Genomic DNA, 24,136 nt, shown 5'->3' with positions numbered 1-24,136 from the left:
GGACGGACCCATGAGCCTCTGGCCGCAGTTGCGCGAATCCCGGCTCGTCCGGGCCGGCCGGGCCTCCGGGGCGGTGCTGCGCTGCGGGCTGATGGACACCATGCTCGCCGACCTCTCGGTCTCCGTCGTCCTCTGCTACGAGCAGGCGCTGGACGAGGACCGGCTCGCCGCCGGGCTCGCCCGCGCGCTGGAACGGGTCCCCGTGTTCGCCGGCCGGCTCCGCACCGAGGTCGGCGCGCTGACCGCCGTCTGCGACGACTCCGGTGTGCCGATGGACAGTTACGACGTCGACGGCACCCTCGCCGAGGCGATGGGCCGGGTCGGCGCGTCCGGTGCGCAGCTGGTCGACCCGGTGGACGCCCCGGCCGCCCGGACCGGCGGGGCGCCGCTGCTGACCGTCCGCATCACCCGGCCCTCGGCCGGCGGCACGGTGCTCGGCTGCTCCTGGCACCACGCCGTCGGTGACCTGCACAGCTTCATGCTGCTGCTGCGCGCCTGGTCCGCCGCCGTCGAGGGCGAGGAGCTGCCCGAGGCCGAACTGGTCGCGGACCAGGACGCCCTGCTGGACGAGGTGCTGCCTGCCGAGGACTGCGGGCGGCCCGGGTTCCGGCTGCCCGGCCCGGCCGAGGCCGCCGCGCTGGCGAGGGAGGTGGCGGCCGGACCGCGCGCCAACCGGACCGTCCAGATTCACTTCGGTGACGCCGAACTCGCCCGGATGCGCGAGCGGTTCACCGCCGAGACCGGCCGTCGGCTCTCCACCGGGGACGCGCTCTGCGCCCATGTCGTCCACACCGTACGGGAGTTGGACGGCGACACCGAGCCGCGCGGGCTGACCGTCCCGGTCAACGTCCGCCGCCCGCTCGGACTCCCGCCGGCCCTGGTCGGCAATCTGCTCAGCGAGATCCACCTCACCCAGCGCCCCGAGGCCGGACCGGCCGCACTCGCCGCCGAACTGCGGGCTGCAGTCGAGGAGTTCACCGCCGACCACCTCAACCTCCGGGCCAACCTCGGCTTCCTGGAGGCCCTGGGCCGGGACCGGCTCGGCGCGTGCGTGCCGCTCGGCTTCGACCCGGAACGCAAACGGTTCAGCTTCTCCAACTGGAGCCGGTTCGGCGCCTACCGGGTGGCCTTCCAGGGCCAACGCCCGGTGTTCTTCAGCCCCACCGCCAACTACCCGCTGCCATGGGTGTCCTGGACCGTCGAGGGGTTCCACGGCGCCGGGCTGCTCACCACCGTGGTGCTGCCGGCGCGGCTGGCCGCCCGGCTGCGCGGGGCCGAGGGCCGCGCGGCGCTGCACCGCTTCCGGGATGCGGCGGACCCTCTGCCCGCCGTGGCCGCCGCCGTGCCGAAGGTGCTCTGACGCCGGGTCGCGGCGCGGGAGGGGGCGGCCGCAATACGGCCGTCCCCCTCCCGCGCCGTCAGGTCACTTCACGACGGCGCGCAGGGCGTGCCGCAGCTGCTCCCGGCCGGGCTGGAGGGCGCGGTCGAGCGCGGGGGCGAACGGCAGCACCGCGCCGTCCGGGCGGGTGACCCGGCGCGGCGGGGCGGTCAGCCGCATCTCCTCGGCAGCGGTGGCCAGCACCTCGGCGCCGATGCCGCAGCTGCGGTTGGAGTCGTCGACCACCACCAGGCGGCCGGTGCGCTCCAGCGAGGCGGCGAGCGCCGCCCAGTCGAACGGGTACAGCGTGCGCGGGTCGAACACCTCGACCGAGATCTCGTCGGAGAGCTCCTCGGCCACCGCCAGCGCGTCGTGCACCAGGTGCCCGACCGCGACCAGCGTGACGTCGGTGCCCGACCGGTGCACCCGGGCCGAGCCGAGCGGGACCGGCGCGAGCTCCCAGGTGACGGTCTCGCGCACCGGCAGGGCGGCGGCCGGGGCGAACACGATCACCGGGTCGGGGTCGCGGACGGCCGAGCGGAGCAGGCCGTAGGCGTCCGTCGGGGTGGCGGGCACCACGGTCTTCACCCCGGCGTGCGCGAACAGGCTGTACGGGTGGTCCGAGTGCTGGCCCGCCCAGCCGTCCCGGGAGCCGGAGCCCGGGACCAGGCAGGTCAGCGGAACGCCCGCCTGACCGCCGGTCATCAGCGAGAACTTGTGTGCCTGATTGACGAGTTGCTCGAAGACCAGGAAGAGCAGCGAGGGGATCTGGAACTCCAGCACCGGGCGGCGGCCGGCGAGTGCGGCGCCGATCGCCATCGCGGTGAAGGCCTGCTCGGAGAGCGGGGTGTCGACGATCCGCCCGGGCCCGAAGCGGTCCAGCAGGCCGAGGGTCGGGCCGGCCATCCCGGCGCCGATGTCCTCGCCGAAGACGCAGACCGCCGGGTCGGCGGCGAGCTCGTCGGCGAGCGCCCGGTTGAGCGCCTTGGTGTAGGAGAGCCTCATCCGCCCACTCCGCTTCGCCCGGCTGGGGCGCCGGCCCGACCGATCGTTGTGCCGACTCGCTCCCTGCGCGCGCTCATGCCACCGCCCCCGCCCGCGGGCGCAGCCCGTCCGCGTACAGGTACGCGGACGCGCCGTCCGGGTCCGGGTGGCCGGAGGCGAGCGCGAACCGCTCGGCCGCCGCCAGCTCGGCGGCCACCTCGGCGTCCAGCGCACCGGCCTCGGCCGGCCCGATCGCGGCGGCGGCGCGCGGCAGCGGGTCGCGCTCGCGCCAGGCGTCCACCTCCTCCGCGGTGCGGTAGTGCAGTTTCATCCGGCGCTCCATGGTGTGGTGGCCCTCGAAGCGGTAGGTGCGGCACTCCAGGAACCCGGGGCCACCGCCGGCGCGGGCCCGGGCCACCGCCTCCCCGGCGGCGGCCCGGACGGCCTCGGTGTCCATCCCGTCGACCGCGACCGCCGGGATCCCGAAGGCGGCGGCCCGGCCGAGCGCGCTGCCGGCGACCGCTCTCGCGGCGGGCAGGGTGGTGGCGTAGCCGTTGTTCTCGCAGACGAAGACCACCGGCAGCCGCCACATCGCGGCCAGGTTCAGCGACTCCAGCAGCACGCCCTGGTTGAGCGCGCCGTCGCCGAAGAAGGAGACCGCCACCCCGTCGTCACCGGCCTGCCGGGCCGCCCAGGCGGCGCCGACCGCGATCGGCGCGCCGGCGCCGACGATGCCGTTGGCGCCGAGGATGCCCAGCGAGAGGTCGGCGGCGTGCATCGAGCCGCCCCGGCCCTTGTTCAATCCGCCCACCCGGCCGGCCAGTTCGGCGAGCAGTCGGTGCGGGGCGGCGCCCCGGGCGAGGACGTGGCCGTGGCCCCGGTGGGTGGAGGTGAGCCGGTCGGCGGGCCCGAGCGCGGCGCAGACCCCGACCGCGACGGCCTCCTGTCCGATGTACGGGTGGATGCCGCCGGTGATCACCCCGCTCCGTACCAGGCCGAGTGCCGACTCCTCGAAGCCGCGGATCAGGCGCAGCATCCGGTACCGCTGCCCGGGGGTACCGAGGGGCGCGATCGCGGCCGGGGTCGCGGGCCCGGCGGGAGGCTCCATGAGTCTGACGGCCGACTCCGTAAGCCCGGTCGCCGACTCCCTGGCCGTCACAGGGCTCCCCGCCAGACCGTCGGGCAGATCTCCGGGTCGGCGTAGTCGGGCCGGCCGTCGGGCGTGCGGCGGACCACCACGTCGTGGTTGTAGACCACCGGGCTGCCGTCCGGCCGGGTGTGGCCGCGGTACTCGTTGCCGCCGTCCTGCAGGTGCAGCGAGACGGCGCGGCGCGGCGTGGTGGCGAGGTTGGGGCCACTGCCGTGGTACGTCCGGCAGTGGTGGAAGCTGACGTGCCCGCGCGGGATCAGCATCGGGACCTTGCGGACCTCCTGGCCGTTGAAGCGGGCGTTCGCCGCGAGGATCTCCTCCAGCTCGGAGCGGTCGCGCCGGGCGAAGTGCCGGGTGGAGTCCTCGCCGGAGTCCAGCTCCCGCCAGCGGTGGCTGCCGTCGACCATGGTGATGGTGCCGTTCTCCGCGCGGCAGTCGTGGAACGGCAGGAACGCCGTGAGCATCCGCTCGGAGCTGGACGTCTGCCAGTAGTGCTTGTCGAAGTGCCAGGGCACCCGGTTGGTGGGCTCCTCGGGCACCGGCGGCTTGTAGATGAGGGTGGCCTGGAACACCCGGATCTCCGCCGCGCCGGAGAGCAGCGCGGCGACGGCGCCGAGCAGCGGCTTGCGCAGGATCGCGCCGATCGCGTCGCTCTCGTAGTGCACGTAGTCGTTGTGGCGCTGGACGGGCCCGTGCGCGGGCTCCCAGGAGGCGAGGTTCGGCGGACGGACGGACAGCTCGCGGTCGCGGTGGCCCTCGTAGTACTTCTCGGTGGCGGCCTGCAGGGTGTCCAGCTCCTCGTCGCTGAAGAGCCGGCGGGAGAGGTACCAGCCGTGCTCCTGGTAGCCGGCCACGTCCTCGGGGGTGGGCAGCAACGCGTGCTCGGCCTCGGTCAGGTGGAACTCGGTCGCGGTGGTCACGGGTCGGGCCTCCTGTGCTGGTCGCGGCGTCCGGTCGGCGGTGCGGACCGGAGCCACTGGTCGGGTCGTGGTCGGGGTGGTCAGACGGAGGCGGTGGCGCGCTGCCGTTCGACGGCCTCGTAGAGGGCCTTGATGTTGGCGGTCCCGAAGGTGCCCGCGCCCTGGCGCTCGATCAGTTCCAGGAAGAACGTCCGGCGCGGGTGGGTGGAGCGGGCGAAGATCTGGAAGAGCTGGCCGCCGTGGTCCTGGTCGACCAGGACGTCCAGCTCGCGCAGCGTCCCGATCGGGATGGCGGTGCCGCCGAGTCGTTCGGCCAGTGCGTCGTAGTAGGCGCCCGGCGTGCTGAGGAACTCGACGCCGCGGGCGCGCCCGGCCCGGACGGCGGCGGCGATGTCGTCGGTGCGGAAGGCCAGGTGCTGGACGCCGGCGCCGTCATGGTCGGCCAGGAAGGTGTCGATCTGGCCGGGGCGCCGGGCGGTGTCCGGCTCGATCAGCGTGAAGGTGACCTCCCCGGAGGCGCTCTGGACCACGCTGGAATCCATCGCCTGCTCGCCGACCTCGATGTACTCGCCGAAGATCCGGTGGAGGCCGAGGGCGGCCTCGCAGAATCTGACGGCGGGGGCCAGTTCGCCGGCCGGGACGCAGATCGCGGCGTGATCGAGGGCCTCCAGCAGCGCGCCGGCGGGCCCGGCGGCGGCCCCGGCGGTGGCCCCTGCTCCGGCCCCGGCGGTGGTGCGATCCGGCTGGGGCACGAACCGCAGGGCCAGGTCACCGAAGCCGGCCACCAGCCCGCCGGCCCGGTCCAGCACGACGGCGCCGTGCCGCTCCGCGCGCTCCAGGGAGGCCCGCGGGTCGGTGCACCCGAGGCCGATCACCGCGACGCCGTCGCCGTGCCGGGCCGCGTACCGGGCCACCGGGTGGGCCGGGTCGGCGGCCGAGTGGAAGTGCAGCCGGATGGAGCCCTGGCGCAGCCGGACGGTGCGCAGGCCGTCCGGCTGCGGGACGCCGGGCTCCACGGTGAAGCCGTGGTCGGCGCCGAGGCCGGCCGCGGCCAGGTCGGCGTCCGCGCAGTGGAACTCGACATGGGTGATGGACTGGATGGACAACGGGATCTCCCCGGGGATGGGCGTGGGACGAGGGGCCGGGCGGGGCGGGGCCGGACCGGCGCGGGAACCGCGCGCGGCCGGGGCGTCGTCGCCGCCGCCGCAGCTAGCGGGCGGAGCGGTCGGACCGGGTGGACCGGTCGGACCGGGTGGACGCCGGGCCGAAGACCAGGCTGAGGTTGTGGCCGCCGAAGGCGAAGGCGTTGCTGAGCGCGGCCCGCAGCGGCGCGGACCGGGCTGTGCCGCGCACGTGGTCGAGCGCGCAGGCCGGGTCGGGATCGGTGAGGTTCACCGTGGGCGGCAGCGTCCCCCGGGCCACCGCGAGTGCGGTGACCGCCGCCTCCAACGCCCCTGCGGCGCCCAGTAGATGGCCGGTGGCGCCCTTGGTGGAGCTGACCGCCGGGCCGTGCTCGCCGAAGACGGCGCGCAGCGCGGCGGTCTCGGCGACGTCGCCGAGCTTGGTGCCGGTCCCGTGGGCGTTGACGTAGCCGATGTCGGCGGGTGCCAGGCCCGCGTCGGCGATCGCGGCCCGCATCGCGTCGGCCGCGCCCGCGCCGTCCGGGCGGGGCATGGTGGGGTGATGGGCGTCGGTGGAGGCGCCCCACCCGGTCAGGTCGGCGTAGCCGGCCGCGCCGCGGGCGTCGGCGTGCTCGGCGCGTTCCAGTACCAGTACGGCGCTGCCCTCGCCGAGTACGAAGCCGTTGCGGCGGGCGTCGAAGGGCCGGCTCGCCTGCTCCGGATCCTCCCAACCCGAGGAGAGCGCACGGGCGTTGGTGAAGGCGGCGGCGATGGTCGGATGGAGCGAGGACTCGCTGCCGCCGCACACCACCACGTCGGCGTCGCCGGCCCGGATCAGCCGCAGGCCCTCCGCGACCGCCTGGGCACCGGCCGCGCAGGCGGTCACGATCGCCGAACTGAAGCCGCGGATACCGTGCTTGATGGCGACCCGGGCGGTGGCCATGTTCGACAGCATGCCGGGCAGCAGGTACGGGCTGACGCCGGGGCGGCCGCGCTCCAGCCGGCGGTGCGACTGCTGCTCGAAGGTCTCCAGCCCGCCCCCGCCGGTGGCCAGGACCACGGCGGTGCGGTGCGGGTCGGCGTCGCGGCCCACCACCAGGCCGGCGTCGGCGAGCGCGTCGTCGGCGGCGGCCAGGGCGAGCAGCACGAAGCGGTCCACGCACCGGGTCTCGGTCGGCGCCAGCACCTCGCGGCCGTCCACCGGCGGCGCGATGCCGGCGGCGGTGAGCCAGCCGTGTGCGGCGTGCTCCTCGGGCAGCGCGCGGATGCCGGAGCGGCCGGCGGCGAGGGCGTCGAAGACCTCGGCGGGCTTGCGGCCGACGGGCGTGACCAGGCCGATGCCGGTGACGACGGCGCCCGGTCGGCCGGTGCTGCGTGCGCGTGTGCTCGGGTGGAGGCCGGTCGCCGGGTGGCCGGTCATCGGGCGGCCGCCGCGTCGAGGTGGCGCCGGCGCAGCAGCACCTTGCGGACCTTGCCGGTCGGCCCGAGCGGGAGGTCGTCGCCGCCCACCACCAGCACCCGGCGGACGGTGGCCGCGACGGCCTCGTCGAGGGCGGCGGTGACGGCCTTGGTGCGGTCGGCCGCCGGGTCGGCGTCCGCGCTCAGGATCAGCAGCACGTCGGTGACGACCTGCTCGCCGTCGCGCACCGCGACGACCGTGCAGTCGGCCACGTCCGGGCAGGCCGCCAGCACGCGCTCCTCCGACATCGCGGTGAACAGCCGTTTGCCGTCGCCGAGTTCGACCGAGTCCACGGCGCGGTCGACGTGGTAGTAGTAGCCCTCCTCGTCCCGGTACATCAGGTCGCCGGTGAGGAAGCGGCCGCGGATCCTGGTGCGGAAGGTGGTGACCGAGTCGTTCCAGTAGCCGAGTGCCAGGGTGGGGGAGGCGGTGGCGAGTTCGCCGACCTCGCCGGGCCCGAGCGGTTCGCCGTCCGGGCCGACCACCTCGCAGTCGACGAAGGCGTGCGGGCGGCCCACGCAGCGGCCGTACCGCTCGGTGCCGGGGCCGTGGGTGATGAAGAAGTGCGAGTGGCCCATCTCGGTGGAGCCGAGGCCGTCGACGAAGAGCGAACCCGGCACGCGGACCCGGCCCTGGCGGGTGACGGACTCGCGGCTGCCGGTGGCGATCAGGCGGCGGATGTGCACCTCGTGGGCGCAGTCACCGGTGTTCCACCAGAGTGCGACGGAGTCCAACTCCCGCCGGGACAGGTCGTGGTGGGCCAGTTCGGCCCAGGTGGCGGCGAAGCCGACCACGCCGCTGGGCCGCCGGCTCTCGATCGCGTCCAGCACACCGGCCCCCGACTGGCTTGACAGCAGGGCGAGTTCGGTGTGGGAGCTGAGGGCCAGGTTGACCGCGATCAGGGTGGCGGCGTGCGGGGCGGGCAGGGCGCTGAGCATCCGCTCCTGGCCCTGCGGGCGGGGCAGCCGCAGCCGGTGGCGGATCGCCGCGTACAGGCCGGCGTGCGAGTGGACCACGGCTTTGGGCATGCCGGTGGTGCCGGAGGAGTGGGTGATCGCCACCGGGTCGCCGGACCAGTGCCGGTAGGGCGCCGGGCCGGCGTCCGGGTCGCCCGCGCCGAGGGTGGAGATCTCCGGGAGGGCGGGGGCGCCGGGGTCGTGGTCGGCCAGCGCGGCCAGGTGGACGGGGTCGGCGAGGATGCCCACCGGGCGGAGCCCGGCGATGTAGCGGGCGGCGCGCTCGCCGTCGACGTTGGGGTTGAGCAGCGCCGGGATGGCGCCGAGCCGGGCGAGTGCCAGGAAGGCCAGCACGTGGTCGGCGGCGTCCGTGGCGTAGACCGCCACCGGGTCGCGGTGGGTGATGCCGAGCGCGTGCAGGGCGGCGGCCCGGGCCCGGACGGCGCGGTCGAGCTCGCGCAGGGTGAAGGGATGCCAGGCGGGGTGGTCGTCCACCGGGGTGTCGAAGGTCAGCAGCGGTTCGTCCAGGCCGAGGCCCAGGGCCAGTCGGCTGGTCAGGACGTTGCCGGCGCCGACGTCCGGGTCGTCCGCGAGAAGGGTGCGGATACTGCGGGTGCTCACGGTGGTTGATCCCTCCCATGGTGCTGGGCGTGCTGCGGTGGGACGCGGCGTGTGGGGCCGCTCGCGCGGGGGTGCGGTGGATGGCGGGGTGTGCGGGTGGCCGGTGGGGTGGCGCGGGTCCGGGCGGTCAGCCCGCGGTGACCAGGACGGCCACGGCCCGGTCGGTGCCGGACGGGTCGGTACCGGCCCGGTCGGTCGGGGGACGGTCAGTGCCGGCCCGGTCGGTCGGGGTGGTGGGCCCGGCGTCCCGGGCCCGGTCGGTGCCGGTGCCGGTGCCGGTGCGGGCCCCGGTTCCGGCCCCGGGCTCCGGTGAGGTGCCCGTCGCGGGCTCCCCGGCGGGTTCGCCCTGTTCGGCGGCGATGACCAGGACGTGGTCGGCGTCGCCGTCCGCGAGGAGCAGCGCCGCGAGGTCCAGGACGTCCTGCGGCACCTGCCCCGCCGGCGGCGGCTCGGCCGGGCTGATCGCCACCACGGGGCCGGTCAGGCCCCAGCGGGCCGCGATGTGGCCGAGGACGGCGTTGGGGTTGGACTGGAAGAACAGCAGCGGCGGCACCCGGCGCCCGGAGGCGGCGGCCTCGTCGATGGCGCGCGCGGTGGCGCGGTCGCCGCCCGCGCTGGCCAGCAGCAGCGCGGTCCGGCCGGGGGCCGGGGCGGTGCCGTGGTGGGCGCGCAGGCAGCGTTCGGCGGTCTCGGCCACCAGGGGATTGAACGTGGAGGCGGAGAAGCCCGGTACGGGGGGCAGTGGGTCGGGCCGACCCGGTGCGGTCCGGTCGGGGTCGGGCCAGTGGGCCTCGGCGAGGATGCGCAGCGCGGTCACGGGGCGGCCACCAGGAGCGCGGTGTTGGCGCCGCCGAACGCGGAGTTGAGGGTGAGCGCGTGGCTCGGCCGGGCGGCACGCGGACCGTCCAGGACGAGGTCGAGCCCCAGCTCCGGGTCCGGGCCGAGCCAGCCGGCGTTCACCGGTAGCCGGCCGTCGCGCAACGCCGCGATGGTGACGGCGAGTTCGAGCAGGGCCGAGGCCTCCAGGGCGTGGCCGTGGACGGCTTTGCTGGAACTGACCGGCAGCCGGGCGACGTGCGCCCCGAACACCCGGCGCAGCGCGCTCGCCTCGGCCCGGTCGGCCAGCGGGGAGCCGGTCCCGTTGGCGTTGACGTAGCCGATGTCGGAGGGCACGACGCCGGCCCGGCTCAGGGCGGCCGCGATGGCCCGGGCCGCGCCGTCGCCCTCCGGTTCGGGGCGGCAGACGTGGTGGGCGTCGCCGGCCCGGCCCCAGCCGGCCAGCCGGGCCAGCACGGGCGCACCGCGCCGTGCGGCGGCGGGCTCGGCCTCGACGACCACGGCGGCTGCCGCGTCGCCGAGCAGGGTGCCGGTGCGGCCCGCGCTGAACGGGCGCAGCTCGCCGTCGCGGGCGAGGGCCCGGCCGGCGTCGAAGGCGGCGAAGACGCCCGGCTCGACCAGGTGCCCGGCCGCGACCAGGACGCGCCGGTGGCGCCCGGCGGCGACCGACGCGGCGGCGTCCGCGACCGCGGTGCCGGCCGCCACGCAGGCGCCGGTGTAGACCCGGGTGACGCCGGCGGCGCCCCACCCGGCCGACACTCCGGCGGCGACGGCCGCGGCGACCGCCCGGGTGCGCAGGTCGCTGTGGAGGGCGAGCAGCACCGGCAGGACGGCGGCGTCGCTGCTGCCCGGGCCGTCGCTGCTGCCCGGGTCGTCGCTCCCGCCCGCGCCGCCGAACCGGCCCGCGTCGTCGGCGGCACCCGGGCCGGTGGGCAGGCCGGCCTGGCGGCAGGCCTGGTCCACCGCCGCGAGGACGGCGTCGGCGAGCGGCAGCGGCTCGGGCAGCAGGGCGGCGCGCGTGGTGCGGCGCGCGGACACGTCGAACCGGTCCACCGCGGTGAAGGCGGCCTTGCCGTGGGCGGCGGCCTCGGCGAGCGCGCCGAGCCCGGTGCCGGCCGCGCTGAGCACGCCGACGCCGGTCACCACGGGCCGGACGGCGGGCGGGGCGTGGCCGGTCATGGCTGCGCGGCCCCGGGTGTCGCGGCGGCCGCCGTCGCGGTGGCACCGGCGGCGGCCAGCACGGCCGCCCGGAGCACCTCGGTGGCGGTGTCGACGGTCCGGACGGCCTCGAACTGCTCGTCGTCGAGGTCCAGCTGGACGCCGTAGCGCTGCTCGAACTCGGCTATCAGCCATGTGAGTTCGAGAGAGCCGAGCTCCTCGGGGACGTCCTCGGCGGCGCGCTGCCCGAACGCCGCCAGGATCGTCCGGACCTCGGCCCGGTCGGGGAGGACGGGGCTGGTCACGCGGCGCTGCCCGAGGCGCTGGTGGCGGTGGCGGCGATGCGCGCGGCGACGTCGGCGGTGAACTCGTCCAGCGTCATCATCGCGGTGCTCTCCATCTCGTCCATGTCGAACTTGACGCCGAACTCGTCCTCGACCTGCACCGAGAGGTCGGCGAGGGCGAGCGATTCGAGGTCGAGCCCGGCCGGGCCGAGGTCGGTGTCGCCGGTGACCTCGGAGACGTCGTACTGCATCTCGGTGAGGGCGGCGAGGACGAACGCGCGGATGCGGTCCTGCATGGTGTGCTCCTTGGGCTCGCGCACGTGCGCTGTGCGCGGTGATCGTCGGGGGGTGGGGCGGGTGTGGTGCGGAGGGAACGGCGGCGGCCGATGGGCCGGGCGGCCGGTCCGCCGCCCGTCGGGCGGCGACGGCCCGGCGGGGGAGAGCAGTTCAGGCGAAGGGCGGTTCAGCCGGCGGCCGCTCGCAGCGCCGCCGGGTCGCGCAGCAGTTTCCCGGTGGCCGTGCGCGGCAGTTGAGCGAGGAAGGCGAGCCGGCGGGGCCGCTTGTAGGCGGCGAGCTGCCGGGTCAGTCCGTCCCGGACGAGGTCCTGGTCCGTGCCCTCCTCGGTGGCCAGGTAAGCCTCGATGGCGCCCTCGTCGAAGACCACCACCGCCTCGCGGACCCGCGGCAGGGCGGCGAGGGTCTGCTCGACTTCGGTGAGGTCCACCTTGAGGCCGCCGATCGAGACCTGCGAGTCCCGGCGGCCGAGGACGGTGACCCGTCCGGTGGCCTCGTCCAGCTCGGCGGCGTCCCGGGTGTGCAGCCAGCCGTCCGACCAGCGGGTCGGGTCGTCCAGCCCCGGGTAGGGCGAGGCGGTGGTGCGGATCTGCAACTCGCCCTGCACCGAGCGTAGTTCCATCCCGGTGACCGGCTGCTTCGCCGGGTGCAGGGTGCCGTCCAGGTCGGTGGCGATGACGCCGAGCTCGGTCATCCCGTACATGGTGCCGAGCGGGACGCCGTACGCGGCGGTGAAGGCGGCGGGCAGGCCCGGTCGGACCAGTTCCCCGGCCACCACCATCCGGCGCAGCCTCGGCAGTGGCGGGGGTGCGGCCGCGCCGGCCAGCAGTTCGGCGTGGAAGGGCACGCCGATCACGGTGGTCGGCCGCTGCTCCTCCTCGGTGACGGCGGCGAGGATGCCCGCGGCCGTCATCCGTTCCGGCACGGTCAGCGGGGCGCGGGCGTGCAGGCTGTTCAGCAGTCCGCCGACCAGGCCGAGCACGTGCACCACCGAGGAGAGCAGGACGACCCGCTCGCCCTCGCCGGGGAACCCCACCAGCCCGCGATAGCAGTCGAGTTCGCGCAGAAGGTCGCCGGCGGTGCGCGCGATGACCTTGGCCGGGCCGGTGGACCCGGAGCTGAGCTGGACCAGCGCGTGGCCGGTCCGGGCCGATCGGCCGTCCGGCAGCCGGACGGCGACCGGGTCGGCTTCGGCGAAGCCGCGCAGCGCCGCCGACGGCCGGTGGGCGGACCCCACCAGCACCTGGGGAGCCAGCCGTCCGACCGCGAGCTCGATCTCGTGGTCGGTCAGCCGGTGGTCCAACAGGGCCACCTGGGCACGCAGTTGCCAGCACGCCAGGAGCGCCGCGACGAAGCCCAGGGAGGGCGGCAGCCGCAGGGCCGCGGTACCGCCCGGGCCGAGGCCGGCCGCGGCCAGCCGCTCGGTCTGCTCGCCGACCAGGGCGCGCAGCGCGTCGCGGTCGACGGGGGTGCCCAACCGCAGGCACTCCTCGCCCCCGGGACCGGCCAGCAGGAACCGTTCCACCCAGTCGTCGGGGGCGTCGGAGTGCGGCGGCGAAGAAGGCGGAAGCGGAGAAGGGGAAATGCCGGTCAACGCCACTCCACACAGTGAGGAGATTTGTCATGGACGCCGTTCACAGGAAACGGCCAATTCCGTTGCCAGACCTTTGCACAGACGATTGGTCAAATCAAGGTCTATACCAATGTGGTCCGAACCTCCTACGCTGCCGAGCCGGGACTGGTCCGAGCGCGGCCGTCCGGGAGCGAGGATGCCCGTGGGACCACTCACGTCGGCCGGGATCGAGCGCGCTGCACGCGCCCAACTTCCCCCGGAAATATGGGACTTCATCGAGGGCGGGAGTGAGGCGGAACGCACCCTCGCCGGGAACCGGGAAATGTTCGGCCGCTATGCCCTGCGGCCCCGCACACTCGTCGACGTCTCGGCCTGCTCGACCGGCACCACACTCCTCGGCGCCGAGCTCGGACTCCCGGTCGGAATTGCCCCGATGGCCTACCACCGGCTGGTCCACCCGGACGGCGAGACCGCGACCGCCCGGGCGGCCGGCCGGGCCGGCGCCCTCCTGGTCGCGGGAATCTTCGCCAGCCGCACCCTGGAGGCGATCGCGGCCGAGGCCGCCGGGCCGCTCTGGCTGCAGCTCTACTGGCTGCGCCGCCGCGACGCCCTCGCCGCGCTCGTCGAACGCGCCGAGGCGGCCGGCTTCTCCGCACTGATGCTCACCGTGGACGCCCCGCGGATCGGCCGCCGGCTGCGCGACCTGCGAAACGGCTTCGCCGTCCCGCCGGAGATCCGCGCCGTCAACCTCGACCCGGAGCTGATGGCCGCCAGTCACCAGGCCGGCGCCGGCTCCTCCGGCATCGCCGAGCACGCGCTGGAGCAGTTCGACCCCAGCCTGACCTGGGCGGACCTCGCCTGGCTGCGCGAGCGCACCGGCCTGCCGCTGGTCCTCAAGGGCATCCTGACCGCCGAGGACGCCCGGCTCGCCGCCGAGCACGGCGCCGACGCCGTGGTGGTCTCCAACCACGGCGGCCGCCAGCTGGACGGTGCGCTGCCCGCCCTGGCCGCCCTCCCGGACGTGGCCGAGGCCGTCCCGCCGGACCTGCCGGTACTGCTCGACGGCGGGGTCCGCACCGGCACCGACATCGCCGTCGCCCTCGCCCTCGGTGCCCGCGCGGTGCTGGTCGGCCGCCCGGTGCTCTGGGGGCTGGCCACCGGGGGAGCGGACGGCGTGGCCGACGTGCTCGGCCTGCTCCGGGCCGAACTGGAGCACACCCTGGCCCTGCTGGGGCGCCCGACCCCGGCCGACCTCGACCGCACCGCGCTGGCTCCCTGGCCGCTGCCCGGCCCGGACGCCGGCGTGCGCGGTCCGTAGCCGTGCAGCGTCCCGACCGCAGGGCGGCACGGCGCTGCCCGCCCGATTCGGCGCCGGTGCCCCCACGTTCCACGGAATTTGCCCGTACGGGCCGGCCGCACCGCCGACCCGCCCCCACCGCGCGCCGCGAGCCCCAACCACGGACCCGACCCGCACCGGCGCGGTACACCCCGACAGAGAGACCACCGACATGACGAAGCAGGACACCTTCCCCGGCTGGGACTGGGACGACCCCGACGGCCTCGCCACCCGCCTCGACGAGATCAGCGCCCAGGTCGCCACCTGCAAGACCCTCGAACCGGCCGACCGCCTCCCGCACAGCCACTCCGACTTCCGCGAACTCGGCCTCACCGGCATCGAGTTCGCCGCCTTCCGGACCGCCCACCCGAACGGCCTCGGCACCGACCTGACCGCCCTGCGCAGCCCCGACGCCACCACCGAACCCGGCACCCTCTACCGGGTGGACGGCGACCGCTGGTTCACCCAGCTCGACGTCGCCCGGCCGCTGCCCTTCGCCGACGCGAGCGTCGACTGGGTCTACGCCGAGCACCTGATCGAGCACGTCACCCTGCCGGTCGCGACCGGCTGGCTGCGCGAGGCCCGACGGGTGCTGCGCCCCGGCGGCGTGCTGCGCCTGACCACCCCGGACCTCGCCCGCTACCTGGTCGGCTACGCCACCGGTGACGGCTTCCTCGCCAGGCACCGCCGCCGGCTCACCACCATGGGCTTCGGCCCGCCGATGCCGCAGCGCCCGGCCTTCCTGGTCAACCAGATCTTCCGGTACTACGGCCACCAGTGGATCTACGACCTGGACGAGCTGCGCCACGTGCTCACCCTGGCCGGCTTCGAGCCCGGGCGGATCCGCCACTGCGGCTACCGCCAGGGCGCCCGAGTCGACGTCGCCGACCTCGACACGGCCTTCCGCACCGACGAGACCGTCTACATCGAGGCCGACCGCTAGGACCGGACAGGCCCTCGGCCCGGACCCTGCCTTGTACGCCCCCGACGCCCGGGTGGCCCCGGGCGTCCGACCACCAGCCCGACGGGACGACGACCACCCATGCCACTGCACCCCCAGGCCCAGGCCCTGCGCGAGCGCCGCGCCCGGGCCGGCACTCCGCCGCTCTACAGCCTCACCCCGGCCGAAGCCCGGGCGGCCGACCTGGCCGACATCCGGGCCTCGGCCGGTACCCCCGAGCCCGTCGCCGCCGTCGAGGAGCACCGGATCGCCGGCCCCGGCGGCCCGCTCGCCGTGCGCCTCTACCGGCCGGAGCCGCCCGGCCGCGAACTTCCCGCCCTGCTCTACCTCTTCGGCGGCGGCTGGACCCTCGGCTCGCCCGACACCAGCGACGCGATCTGCCGCCGGCTCACCAATGCGGTGGGCTGCGTCACCGCCTCCGTCGGCTACCGCCTCGCCCCCGAGCACCCCTTTCCCGCCGCCGTCCACGACTGCCGCGCGGCCGCCCGCTGGCTGGCCGAGCAGGCCGGCGCGCTCGGCGTCGACGCCGCCCGCCTCGCCGTCGCCGGGGACAGCGCCGGCGGCAACCTGGCCGCGGCGCTCGCCCTGCTCGCCCGCGACGAGGGCGGCCCGGCCCTGCGCCACCAGCTGCTCGTCTACCCCAACACCGACCACCGGGCCGACACCGCCTCGCTGCGCGAGCACGACGACCCGCTGCTGTTCAACCGCCGCTCGGTCGCCTGGTACTGGGGCCACTACCTGGCCGACCCCACGGACGGCGACCACCCGCACGCCTCCCCGCTGCGCGCCCCGAGCCTCGCCGGACTGCCGCCCGCCACCGTGCTCACGGCCGAGTACGACCCGCTGCGCGACGAGGGCGAGCGGTACGCGGAGGCGCTGCGCGCGGCCGGCGTTCCGGTCGAGGCGCGGCGGTACGGCGGGATGCCGCACGGCTTCTTCGCCATGACCGGCGTGCTGGACGCGGCCGGCGAGGCGCAGCGCTACGCGGCCGAGCGGCTGCGGGAGGCCCTGCGGTGAGCGCCCGCCACACGCCGGCCGCGTCCAGCACGGCCGCTGACACGGCCGCCCCCGAGCGGGCCGCGAACCCCGGCCAGGACGGGCCGCCGGACCCCCTGAGACCGGCCCCCCTGCAACTGGGCGAGCTGCACGCCTCCCTCGCCGATCCGCTGCTGGACGCGATGACCTTCCTCAACGAGGCCACCACCCGCTACCCGCAGGCCGTCTCCTTCGCGCCCGGCCGCCCCTACGAGGGCCTCTTCGAGCCCGCCGACGTCCACCACTACCTCGACACCTACCTGGACCACCTGGCGGCCCGCGGAGCCGGCCGGGACGCCGTCCGCAGCACGCTCTTCCAGTACGGGCCGACCAAGGGCGTCATCGCCGACCTGGTCGCCCGCACCCTGGCCAACGACGAGGGCCTCACCGTGCCGCCGGAGGCCCTGGTGCTCACCGTCGGCGCCCAGGAGGGCATGCTGCTGACGCTGCGGGCGCTCTGCGCGGGCCCGGACGACGTGCTGCTGGTCAGTTCGCCGTGCTACGTCGGCGTGACGGGTGCTGCCCGGCTGCTCGACCTCACCACCGTCCCGGTGCCCGAGGGGCCCGGGGGCGGGCCCGATCCGGCGGCGGTGCGCGCCGCGGCCCGCGCCGTCCGCGCCGGGGGCCGGCGCCCGCGCGCGCTCTACGTCGTCCCGGACTTCGCCAACCCGTCCGGCACCAGCATGCCCGTGCCCGCCCGCAGCCGGCTGCTGGACGCGGCGGCGGAGGAGGGCCTGCTGGTCGTCGAGGACAACCCGTACGGCTTCTTCGCCCGGGACGCCGGCGAACGGCCCACCCTGAAGGCGTTGGACCGCCGCCGCCAGGTGGTCTACCTCGGCTCCTTCGCCAAGACCTGCTTCCCCGGCGCCCGCCTCGGCTACGTGGTGGCGGACCAGGAGGTGGCCGGCCCCGGCGGGCGGCGGACGCTGCTCGCGGACGAGCTGGCCCGGCTGAAGAGCATGACGACGGTCAACACGCCCGCGCTCAGCCAGGCCGTGATCGGCGGCATGCTGCTGCGGCACGACTGCCGGCTGCGCGAGGCCAACGCTCCGGCTGCGGCCTACTACGCGGCCAACATGACCGTGCTGCTGGGCGAGTTGGAGCGGCACTTCCCGCCGTCGGAGCGGCGCCGGCTGGGGATCTCCTGGAACGAGCCGGAGGGCGGCTTCTTCGCCGTGCTGACCGTGCCGTTCGCGGCCGACGAGGCCGCGATGGAGCGGTGCGCGCGCGACCACGGCGTGCTCTGGACGCCGATGGCGCCGTTCTACCCGGCCGGCGGGGGAGAACGGCGGCTCCGGCTCTCGATCAGCTCACTGACCGAACGTCAGATCGTCGACGGGGTGGCCGCCCTGGCGCGGTTCGTCCGCGCCGGGGCCGGCTGACGCGGCAACGCCGTCCGGGCGGCGCGGGAGGGGCGCCCACCGTACGGGGACGGCGGCGGGCCGGGTGGTCGACGACCACCCGGCCCGCCCGTTCGGGTGTCCGTGGTCAGCGGACCCGGCGGGAGAACAGCCGGGCCGACCAGGCGACCGCCGCCACCGTCATCAGCACGACCACCAGCAGCCCCTGCCAGACCACGTCGTCCCCGATGTGCCCGGAGAACAGTGCGCGCATGCCCTCCACGGCCCAGTAGAAGGGGTTCCACTTGGCCATCGTCTGCAGCCACATCGGCGCCAGCGCCAGCGGCAGCAGGACGCCGGAGAGCAGGGCGATCGGCTGCGCGAGGGTGTTCACCACGGGGGCCATCGCCTCGTCGGCCGGGAGCAACAGGGCGATGCCGTAGGAGATCGCCGAGGTCATCAGCGCCAGCAGGCCGAGCAGCAGGTAGGCCAGCAGCAGGTCCACCGGTCCCACCCGCAGGCCGAACGGCAGCGCGATCAGCGTGATGATGACGGCCTGCACCAGCAGGGCGACCGTCTCGCGCAGCGCCCGGCCGAGGAGCAGCGCCAGCCTGCTGACCGGAGTGACCCGGGAGCGCTCGATGATGCCGGCCTTCAGCTCGCCGAGCAGGCTGAACCCGGTGTACAGGCCGCCGAAGATGCAGAGCACCGCCAACAGGCCCGGCACGTAGATCTGGTAGGCCTCGGCGTAGGTGGTCGCGCCCATCGGCGCCAGCACCTTCTTCAGCAGCGGTGCGAACAGCAGCAGGTAGAAGACCGGCTGGATGACGCCGACGGCGATCCAGACCGGCGTTCGCCACATCAGCAGCAACTGCCGCTGGAAGACCAGCCAGGTGTCGCGGGCGAGCTTCATGGCGCCTCTTCGTTCTCGGATCAGGACTGCTCGATCGAGCGGCCGGTGCGGGCCAGGAACACGTCGTCCAGGCTGGGGCGTTGCAGCTGCACGGTGCCGGGGACGACGCCCGCGCCGTCCAGGGCGCGCATGAGCAGCGGGATCGCGGCGGCGCCGTCGTCCAGGTAGAGCCGGAGCCCGTCGTCGCCCTGTGCCTCCAGCCGGTGCAGGTAGGACTGTTCGCGCAGGGCCTTGGCGGCCCGTTCGGCCTCGCCCGCGGGCAGGCCGACCAGCACCACGTCGCCGGAGATCTCCCGTTTGAGCGTCTCGGGAGTGCCCTCGGCGACGATCCCGCCGTGGTCGACGATGGCCACCCGGTCGCAGAGGGCGTCGGCCTCGTCGAGGTAGTGGGTGGTCACCACCACGGTCATGCCCTCGGCGCGCAGGCGGCGGATCTCCGCCCATACGTGGCCGCGGCTGGCCGGGTCCAGGCCCACCGTGGGCTCGTCGAGGAAGAGCACCCTGGGCGCGTGGATGACGCCGAGGGCGATGTCCACCCGGCGGCGCTGGCCGCCGGAGTAGGTGCGGCACGGGCGGTCGGCGAACTCGGTGAGCTCGAAGGCCCGCAGCGCGTCGTCGGCGCGGCGCAGGGCCTCGGCCTTGCCGGTGCCGTGCATCCGGGCCTGGTGCACCAGCTCCTCGCGGCCGGTGACGGCGTCGGTGGTGCCGCCGCCCTGGGCGACGTAGCCGATCCGGCGGCGGACCTCGGCCGGGTCGGCCAGCAGGTCCGCGCCGGCGATCCGGGCCTCGCCGCCGTCCGGGCGGATGAGCGTGGCGAGCATGCGCAGGGTGGTCGTCTTGCCGGCGCCGTTGGGGCCGAGGAAGCCGAAGATCTCGCCTGCGGCGACGTCGAGATCGATGCCGCGCACGGCGTCGACGGCGGCCTGGCCGCGCTTTCCGGAGGGGTAGGACTTACGCAGTCCCTTGGTCTCGATCAACCAGAACTCCCGTGCGGGGATGGGTTGCCGGGGCACCGTGAGGTGGTGCTGCGGGCCCACCCTAGAGTCTGCGACCCTCCGGAAACAATGGCCTAGACCAATGGATTCCTCGGGTCTGCCCGGCCCGCCACCAGCGACTCCAGCCGGTCGGCCGCCGCCACCGCCCCGCCGCAGGCCAGCAGTTCGGCGCCGACCCGGGACGCCGCCGTCCGGTACCGGGGCTCGTCGAGCACGGCCCGCAGCCGCGCCGCCAACTGCTCCGGCGTGGCCCGGGGGAACGGCGCCCGCAGCCCGGCCCCGGCCGCCTCCACCTGCGCCGCGACGAACGGCTGGTCGTGCCGGATCGGCGCCGTCACCAGCGGGATCCCGTGCGCCAGGGCCTCGCCCACGGTGTTCATCCCGCCGTGGCAGAGCACCGCGTCGAGTGCGCCGCGCGCCAGCAGCTCCAGGACCGGCACCCGGTCCGCGGCGGCGGCGTGGTCCGGCAGTTCCGGCAGCAGATCGCGCGGCGCCGCGATCACCGGCTGCACGTCGTCGCCGCACAGGGCGAGCGCCCGGACGGCCCGGGCGTGGAAGTCCGCGCCGACGTCCCCGGCCAGGGTGCCCATGGTGACCAGCACCCGGCGCCGCCCGGGTGCCAGCCGCTCCCACGGGAACGCCGGGTCGGCCGGGCGCCCGGCCAGGACCGGCCCGATCTGCGCGACCTGCGCCGGCAACGCCGCCGCCCCGGCCGGTACGGTGCCGGCCGCCACGGGACCGGTCAGCGCGGGGCCGGCCGCCAGCGGACCGGTCAGCGCGGGGCCTGTCGGCGCCAGCACCAGCGCGGGCGAGAACCGCGGATCGGTGTACTCCTCCTCGGGCAGCCCGGCCCGCCGCCAGAGGCCCCGGAGCAGGCCGGTCATCCAGGCCTCCACCTGCGGCAGGCCGCGGAACGGCCGCCCCAGCTCCATCGCCCCCGGCGCCAGGCTCGCCCACGGCAGCCGGTGCCGGTGCGCCACCAGCGCCCCGGCCGGGGTGTGCTGGTCCACCAGCACGGCGTCCGGGCGGTACGCGCGCACGGCCGCGTCCAGCGGCTTCGCGGTGAACCGCGCGTAAGGGACGATGAAGCCCTCCCAGAGCGAGCGCAGGGCCGCCAGGCCGTGCCCGCCCTGGGCGCGGAAAGCCCTGGTCCCGGTGCCGAGCACGTGGGCCTGCGGCCCCAGCAGCGGCCGCAGCACCGTCTCGGTCCCGGTCCAGGCGACGTCGTGGCCGCGGGCGGCCAGCTCGCGGGCGATGCCGACGGTCGGGTTGACGTGGCCGGTCAGCGGCGGGACCACGAACAGGAAGCGGCTCACCGGTCGGCCTCCGCGGCGGGCAGCAGCCGTTGCACATCGGCGACGGTCAGCGCCTCCAGGGCTTCGAGGTCCAGACCGGCGCGGAGCCGGGTCAGGCCGGCCGACGGGCCGAAGCGGGTGCACAGCAGGGCATCCAGGGCGGCGAGTTCGTACTCGTCCAGCATCAGATCGGCGTCCAGGAGGGCCTGTGGGGTGACCCGTTCGGCCCACTCCGGGGGAGCGTCGGCCGCCTCGACCAGCAGCGCGACCAACTCGGGCCGGACCGGGCCGGGGTGCGGCGAACCGCCGGGTGTCGCGGCGGCGTGCAGCGGCTCGCGGCGTACCGGGGCAGGGGAAACGGGGGGTTCGGCTTCAGCCATGGGGGAGCTCCACCAGCTCGACGGCAGGGGGCGGACGATTCCTCGAAGGGCCGGAGATCACTTGTGCGACCCGTCGGGCGTCGGAATACTAGCCCGCGTGACCGCACTGGAGGCAGTGGCCGTTCACCTCCCCCACCACGCCGTGCCCATCGAGGCGGTGGGCGACCGGATCGGCCTGACCCCACGTCAACTTCGACTCTTCCGTCGCTTCCACGGCCTGGACCAGCTGCGACTGGACCCGGACGGGACGCTGCCCGACCTGCTCGACGCCGCCGTCGAGGCCCTGCCGCAACTGAGCGGACGCGAACGGCACGTCCGCTTCGTGATCCACGCCCGCAGCATGCCGGTGGCGGTGCCCTACCCGCTCAACCCGCTCCACGACCTGATCGCCCGCCGCGGCCTGTCCCGGGCTGTGGCCTTCACCGTCACCCACCACGCCTGCGCGGTGGGGCTGCTGGCCGTCGACCTGGCCGGCCGGCTGCTGTCCGGCTGCCAGGACCCCGACGCGCTGGCCCTGGTGCTCGCCGGCGAGAAGACCTTCACCAAGGACGCCCAAGTGGTGCCCGAGACCGGGATCTTCGCCGAGGGCGCCGCCGCGTGCCTGGTCCGCGCGGGCGGCGAGCACGATCGAGTGCTCTCCTTCGCCGTGCGCCACCGCCCCGAGTTCGACGGCCGCCTGGCCGAGGATCCGGACCTGCTCGCCCGCTACCAGCGGGAGTACCCGGCGGTGATGATCGAGGCCATGGAATCCGCCCTCGACCAGGCAGGTCTGGACCTCTCGGACCTCGCCGCGATCCTTCCGCACAACGTCAACCAGGCCTCCTGGCGGATGATCTGCCGCCGGATCGGGTATCCGGTCGAGAAGGTGGTGCTGGACAACGTGCGTTCGGTCGGGCACAGTTTCGCTGCAGACAGTCTCATCAATCTTCACACCGCCACCACGCGGGGGCTGCTGCGCCGCGGCGACCGCTACCTGATCGCCGCCGCCGGCGTCGGGGCCACCTTCTCCGCCATGGCCGTCGAGCACTGACGCTTCGTCAGTCCCGCACGCCGGAGCGGCCGTGAGCCGGACCGGTGCCGTGCCGACCGCACTCACCGCCTACCGCACCCCACCGCCGAGCGCGCCTGCCGCCGAGCGCGCCCCGCGCCCCATCCACCTCTCAGCACGACGGGACGGGACACCCATGCCAGACCCAGTGGTCCAGACCACCGACACCGAGCTGCGCGACCGGATCCTGCACAGCCTCGGCGAGCTGCTGCCGCGCGTCCTCAAGCGCGACCTGCCCGAAATCCCCGAGAACGCCTGCCTCTTCGACGACCTCGGCCTCACCTCCGCGAGCACCATCGAGCTGATCCTGGAGATCGAGGAGGCGCTGGACATCCAGGTCGACGTCGAACAGATCGGCGAGGACGACCTGCGCTCGGTCACCAGCCTCGCCGACTACGTCGCCGGCCACATCATCGCCGAGGACTGACCGGGTGCCCGCCGCCTCCGCCCCGCCGCCCGGAACCGCGCTGGGTCTCACCCGGATCCTGTCGGCGTACACCGACGGGCGGTCGGAGACTTCGCTCGACCCGGACCTGCGGGTCTTCGTCTCCGACCTGGTCCGCCCCTACGGGCTGCCGCTGCGCGAGGACCTGTTGCAGGAGGGCGTCGGCCACTCCTATGCGGAGCTGGCCGAGGGACTGCTGCGCGAGGCGGTCGCCGACGGGCCCCCGGTCGACCTGCTGATCCTGGCCTTCGACTCGCCCGACGTCCGCCCCGGTGCGCCCAGTTCACTGGCGCTGAGCCGGTCCTGTCCGGGTGAGCCGCTGGCCTTCGCGCTCTGCGACCAGGGCACGGCGGGGGCGTTCGGTGCACTGCGGATCGCCGCCGCCCACCACCGCACCGGCGGCTGCCGGCGGGCGGTGGTCGTCCTGGCCGAGCAGACCACGCTGCACTACCGGCCCGCCGCGCCGGTCGAACTGCCCCGGCGGCACTGCGCGGTGGTCCTGGTCTGCGACGAAGCCGACGGGATCGGCGATACCGACGAGACCGACGGCGGGGCCGCCGCCCTGGGACGCCACGGGCCCGGCCCGGGCGGTCTGGCGGTCACCCAGGAGCCCTGCGCGGAACCGGAGTCGGCGGTCAACGCCGTGCACGACCGGGTGCGGTCCGCCGGGGCCGACGCGGCACTGCTGCTCGACACCGGCCTCGCGGGCGAACCCGCCCTCGGCGACGCCGCCACGGCGGTGGCCCCGGGCGGACAACCGTTCACCGGCCTCTGGACGGAGCTGGCCCGGGCGCTGCCCGCCTGGCAGGCCCGGCAGCGCCCCGTCGTGGTCGCCGGCCTCGATCGCAGGCTCGGTGTGCTCAGCACCCTCACCCTCGGGGCCGGCCCGTGACCGCCCCGCCCCCCGCCGACCACGTCGACCTCTGGATCATCCCGACCGACCAACCGGACGGCGTGCTCGACGAGTTGAGAACGCTCCTGGACCCTGCCGAGCGTGCCCGCGCGGCCGGCCCGGATCCCGCTCTCGGGCGGCGGTTCACCGCCGTGCGCGGCGCCGTCCGGCTGCTCGTCGCCGAACGGCTCGGCCTCCCCCCGGCCGAACTCGGCTGGCGCTACGGCCCGCACGGCAAACCCGAGCCGGTCGACGGGCGCGGACCGGCCGGCGACCGGCTCGGCGTGAGCTGGTCGGCCTCGGGCACGCTCGCCGTGCTCGCCCTGGCCGAACGGCGGGAGGTGGGCGCCGACGTCGAGGAGATCCGCGACGCACAGGTGGCCTCCCGCATCGCCCACCGCTACTTCCCCGGCCGCGAGGCGGAGTTGCTGGCCGCCGCCCCGACGCCGGCCGCCCGGGCCGAGCGCTTCACCGAGCTCTGGTGCCGCCGCGAGGCCTGCGTCAAGGCATACGGCGGCCGCCTCGTCCAGGGCTTCGGCCTGCCGCTGGCCGGCCCGGCGCCACGCGTCCTGGCCGACGCCGGAGCGCTCGGCCCCGGCCCGTGCCGGATCGACGACGCGACGGTGCCCGGCGACTTCCGGGCCGCCGTGGCGGCCGTCGGCGACCGCCCGTTCCGGCTGCGCACCCACCGGTGGAGCCTGTGCGCTGCACTGAACATCACCACCTGACAACGCATTCGAGGATCGAGCCACCCTCCCGGG

At 75.7% G+C, this 24,136-nt stretch carries 24 protein-coding genes; 9 read left to right on the top strand and 15 right to left on the bottom strand.

The window, feature by feature from the left end:
* Positions 1 to 10: 10 nt before the first annotated feature.
* Positions 11 to 1,360, top strand: coding sequence for an acyltransferase (locus tag ACIPSC_RS09645; protein ID WP_400824475.1), 1,350 nt, complete (start codon positions 11 to 13; stop codon positions 1,358 to 1,360).
* A gap of 63 nt (positions 1,361 to 1,423) precedes the next feature.
* Here ACIPSC_RS09645 and ACIPSC_RS09640 read toward each other — a convergent pair whose 3' ends face one another.
* The 11 genes from ACIPSC_RS09640 to ACIPSC_RS09590 form a co-directional block, all read right to left on the bottom strand.
* Entirely contained in the window at positions 1,424 to 2,383 is a 960-nt protein-coding gene (locus tag ACIPSC_RS09640) for an alpha-ketoacid dehydrogenase subunit beta (RefSeq protein WP_400824474.1), read from the bottom strand.
* Positions 2,384 to 2,456: 73 nt separating this feature from the next.
* Complete coding sequence (locus ACIPSC_RS09635; protein WP_400824473.1) at positions 2,457 to 3,470, bottom strand: thiamine pyrophosphate-dependent dehydrogenase E1 component subunit alpha; 1,014 nt, start codon at positions 3,468 to 3,470, stop codon at positions 2,457 to 2,459.
* Positions 3,471 to 3,517: 47 nt separating this feature from the next.
* The gene (locus ACIPSC_RS09630; RefSeq protein WP_400824472.1) at positions 3,518 to 4,432 is read right to left on the bottom strand and encodes a phytanoyl-CoA dioxygenase family protein; all 915 of its coding nucleotides are present in this window, start codon (positions 4,430 to 4,432) and stop codon (positions 3,518 to 3,520) included.
* 80 nt (positions 4,433 to 4,512) lie between these two features.
* Positions 4,513 to 5,538 (bottom strand): 4-hydroxyphenylpyruvate dioxygenase, encoded by a 1,026-nt coding sequence (hppD, locus tag ACIPSC_RS09625; protein WP_400824471.1) that lies wholly within the window; start codon positions 5,536 to 5,538, stop codon positions 4,513 to 4,515.
* Positions 5,539 to 5,641: 103 nt separating this feature from the next.
* Positions 5,642 to 6,973 (bottom strand): beta-ketoacyl-[acyl-carrier-protein] synthase family protein, encoded by a 1,332-nt coding sequence (locus tag ACIPSC_RS09620; protein ID WP_400824470.1) that lies wholly within the window; start codon positions 6,971 to 6,973, stop codon positions 5,642 to 5,644.
* Positions 6,970 to 8,589 (bottom strand): AMP-binding protein, encoded by a 1,620-nt coding sequence (locus tag ACIPSC_RS09615; protein ID WP_400824468.1) that lies wholly within the window; start codon positions 8,587 to 8,589, stop codon positions 6,970 to 6,972. Before ACIPSC_RS09615 ends, ACIPSC_RS09620 begins: the two co-directional genes overlap by 4 nt.
* A gap of 127 nt (positions 8,590 to 8,716) precedes the next feature.
* On the bottom strand, positions 8,717 to 9,406 hold the full coding sequence (locus tag ACIPSC_RS09610; RefSeq protein WP_400824467.1) for a hypothetical protein: 690 nt from the start codon (positions 9,404 to 9,406) through the stop codon (positions 8,717 to 8,719).
* Positions 9,403 to 10,605 carry a beta-ketoacyl synthase N-terminal-like domain-containing protein gene (locus tag ACIPSC_RS09605; protein ID WP_400824465.1) on the bottom strand — a complete coding sequence of 401 codons (1,203 nt, stop codon included), beginning with the start codon at positions 10,603 to 10,605 and terminating at the stop codon, positions 9,403 to 9,405. The genes ACIPSC_RS09610 and ACIPSC_RS09605 overlap by 4 nt, the downstream gene beginning before the upstream one ends.
* The gene (locus ACIPSC_RS09600; RefSeq protein ID WP_400824464.1) at positions 10,602 to 10,889 is read right to left on the bottom strand and encodes an acyl carrier protein; all 288 of its coding nucleotides are present in this window, start codon (positions 10,887 to 10,889) and stop codon (positions 10,602 to 10,604) included. The genes ACIPSC_RS09605 and ACIPSC_RS09600 overlap by 4 nt, the downstream gene beginning before the upstream one ends.
* Complete coding sequence (locus ACIPSC_RS09595) at positions 10,886 to 11,164, bottom strand: acyl carrier protein (RefSeq protein ID WP_400824463.1); 279 nt, start codon at positions 11,162 to 11,164, stop codon at positions 10,886 to 10,888. The genes ACIPSC_RS09600 and ACIPSC_RS09595 overlap by 4 nt, the downstream gene beginning before the upstream one ends.
* 167 nt (positions 11,165 to 11,331) lie before the next feature.
* Complete coding sequence (locus tag ACIPSC_RS09590) at positions 11,332 to 12,639, bottom strand: class I adenylate-forming enzyme family protein (protein ID WP_400824462.1); 1,308 nt, start codon at positions 12,637 to 12,639, stop codon at positions 11,332 to 11,334.
* A gap of 292 nt (positions 12,640 to 12,931) precedes the next feature.
* Between ACIPSC_RS09590 and ACIPSC_RS09585 the strand changes: the two genes are divergently transcribed.
* From ACIPSC_RS09585 to ACIPSC_RS09570, 4 genes are all read left to right on the top strand, one after another.
* Positions 12,932 to 14,053, top strand: a complete 1,122-nt coding sequence (locus ACIPSC_RS09585) for an alpha-hydroxy acid oxidase (protein ID WP_400824461.1) — start codon at positions 12,932 to 12,934, stop codon at positions 14,051 to 14,053.
* Positions 14,054 to 14,243: 190 nt separating this feature from the next.
* On the top strand, positions 14,244 to 15,014 hold the full coding sequence (locus ACIPSC_RS09580) for a class I SAM-dependent methyltransferase (protein WP_400824460.1): 771 nt from the start codon (positions 14,244 to 14,246) through the stop codon (positions 15,012 to 15,014).
* A gap of 99 nt (positions 15,015 to 15,113) precedes the next feature.
* On the top strand, positions 15,114 to 16,049 hold the full coding sequence (locus ACIPSC_RS09575) for an alpha/beta hydrolase (protein ID WP_400824459.1): 936 nt from the start codon (positions 15,114 to 15,116) through the stop codon (positions 16,047 to 16,049).
* Entirely contained in the window at positions 16,046 to 17,449 is a 1,404-nt protein-coding gene (locus ACIPSC_RS09570; protein WP_400824458.1) for a PLP-dependent aminotransferase family protein, read from the top strand. Before ACIPSC_RS09575 ends, ACIPSC_RS09570 begins: the two co-directional genes overlap by 4 nt.
* 106 nt (positions 17,450 to 17,555) lie before the next feature.
* On the opposite strand, the gene ACIPSC_RS09565 is transcribed toward ACIPSC_RS09570, so the two are convergent.
* The 4 genes from ACIPSC_RS09565 to ACIPSC_RS09550 form a co-directional block, all read right to left on the bottom strand.
* Complete coding sequence (locus tag ACIPSC_RS09565; protein ID WP_400824457.1) at positions 17,556 to 18,320, bottom strand: ABC transporter permease; 765 nt, start codon at positions 18,318 to 18,320, stop codon at positions 17,556 to 17,558.
* 20 nt (positions 18,321 to 18,340) lie between these two features.
* Positions 18,341 to 19,297, bottom strand: a complete 957-nt coding sequence (locus tag ACIPSC_RS09560; protein ID WP_400824455.1) for an ATP-binding cassette domain-containing protein — start codon at positions 19,295 to 19,297, stop codon at positions 18,341 to 18,343.
* Positions 19,298 to 19,389: 92 nt separating this feature from the next.
* Positions 19,390 to 20,631 (bottom strand): glycosyltransferase, encoded by a 1,242-nt coding sequence (locus ACIPSC_RS09555; protein ID WP_400824453.1) that lies wholly within the window; start codon positions 20,629 to 20,631, stop codon positions 19,390 to 19,392.
* Positions 20,628 to 20,990: a hypothetical protein gene (locus tag ACIPSC_RS09550; RefSeq protein ID WP_400824452.1), complete on the bottom strand. Its 363-nt coding sequence runs from the start codon at positions 20,988 to 20,990 to the stop codon at positions 20,628 to 20,630. Before ACIPSC_RS09550 ends, ACIPSC_RS09555 begins: the two co-directional genes overlap by 4 nt.
* 97 nt (positions 20,991 to 21,087) lie before the next feature.
* On the opposite strand from ACIPSC_RS09550, the gene ACIPSC_RS09545 reads away from it, so the two are divergent.
* The 4 genes from ACIPSC_RS09545 (at position 21,088) to ACIPSC_RS09530 (ending at position 24,103) form a co-directional block, all read left to right on the top strand.
* Positions 21,088 to 22,020, top strand: coding sequence for a 3-oxoacyl-[acyl-carrier-protein] synthase III C-terminal domain-containing protein (locus ACIPSC_RS09545; protein WP_400824451.1), 933 nt, complete (start codon positions 21,088 to 21,090; stop codon positions 22,018 to 22,020).
* Positions 22,021 to 22,174: 154 nt separating this feature from the next.
* On the top strand, positions 22,175 to 22,465 hold the full coding sequence (locus tag ACIPSC_RS09540; RefSeq protein ID WP_400824450.1) for an acyl carrier protein: 291 nt from the start codon (positions 22,175 to 22,177) through the stop codon (positions 22,463 to 22,465).
* Positions 22,466 to 22,469: 4 nt separating this feature from the next.
* The gene (locus tag ACIPSC_RS09535) at positions 22,470 to 23,375 is read left to right on the top strand and encodes a hypothetical protein (protein WP_400824449.1); all 906 of its coding nucleotides are present in this window, start codon (positions 22,470 to 22,472) and stop codon (positions 23,373 to 23,375) included.
* On the top strand, positions 23,372 to 24,103 hold the full coding sequence (locus ACIPSC_RS09530; protein ID WP_400824448.1) for a 4'-phosphopantetheinyl transferase family protein: 732 nt from the start codon (positions 23,372 to 23,374) through the stop codon (positions 24,101 to 24,103). The genes ACIPSC_RS09535 and ACIPSC_RS09530 overlap by 4 nt, the downstream gene beginning before the upstream one ends.
* Positions 24,104 to 24,136 lie beyond the last annotated feature (33 nt).

The sequence above is a fragment of the Kitasatospora sp. NPDC090091 genome (assembly GCF_044747365.1).
In the GTDB taxonomy this organism is placed as follows: domain Bacteria; phylum Actinomycetota; class Actinomycetes; order Streptomycetales; family Streptomycetaceae; genus Kitasatospora.
The sequence above is the reverse complement of the archived record's forward strand: the minus strand, read 5'-3'. Positions and strand labels throughout refer to the sequence as shown.

Excerpts from the sequence above, each read along its gene's own strand:
- ACIPSC_RS09595 (WP_400824463.1), bottom strand. The coding sequence starts at position 11,164 with ATGCAGGACCGCATCCGCGCGTTCGTCCTCGCCGCCCTCACCGAGATG.
- ACIPSC_RS09580 (WP_400824460.1), top strand. The coding sequence starts at position 14,244 with ATGACGAAGCAGGACACCTTCCCCGGCTGGGACTGGGACGACCCCGAC.
- ACIPSC_RS09565 (WP_400824457.1), bottom strand. The coding sequence starts at position 18,320 with ATGAAGCTCGCCCGCGACACCTGGCTGGTCTTCCAGCGGCAGTTGCTG.
- ACIPSC_RS09585 (WP_400824461.1), top strand. The coding sequence starts at position 12,932 with ATGCCCGTGGGACCACTCACGTCGGCCGGGATCGAGCGCGCTGCACGC.
- ACIPSC_RS09635 (WP_400824473.1), bottom strand. The coding sequence starts at position 3,470 with ATGGAGCCTCCCGCCGGGCCCGCGACCCCGGCCGCGATCGCGCCCCTC.
- ACIPSC_RS09645 (WP_400824475.1), top strand. The coding sequence starts at position 11 with ATGAGCCTCTGGCCGCAGTTGCGCGAATCCCGGCTCGTCCGGGCCGGC.
- ACIPSC_RS09540 (WP_400824450.1), top strand. The coding sequence starts at position 22,175 with ATGCCAGACCCAGTGGTCCAGACCACCGACACCGAGCTGCGCGACCGG.
- ACIPSC_RS09620 (WP_400824470.1), bottom strand. The coding sequence starts at position 6,973 with ATGACCGGCCACCCGGCGACCGGCCTCCACCCGAGCACACGCGCACGC.
- ACIPSC_RS09640 (WP_400824474.1), bottom strand. The coding sequence starts at position 2,383 with ATGAGGCTCTCCTACACCAAGGCGCTCAACCGGGCGCTCGCCGACGAG.
- ACIPSC_RS09550 (WP_400824452.1), bottom strand. The coding sequence starts at position 20,990 with ATGGCTGAAGCCGAACCCCCCGTTTCCCCTGCCCCGGTACGCCGCGAG.
- ACIPSC_RS09575 (WP_400824459.1), top strand. The coding sequence starts at position 15,114 with ATGCCACTGCACCCCCAGGCCCAGGCCCTGCGCGAGCGCCGCGCCCGG.
- ACIPSC_RS09605 (WP_400824465.1), bottom strand. The coding sequence starts at position 10,605 with ATGACCGGCCACGCCCCGCCCGCCGTCCGGCCCGTGGTGACCGGCGTC.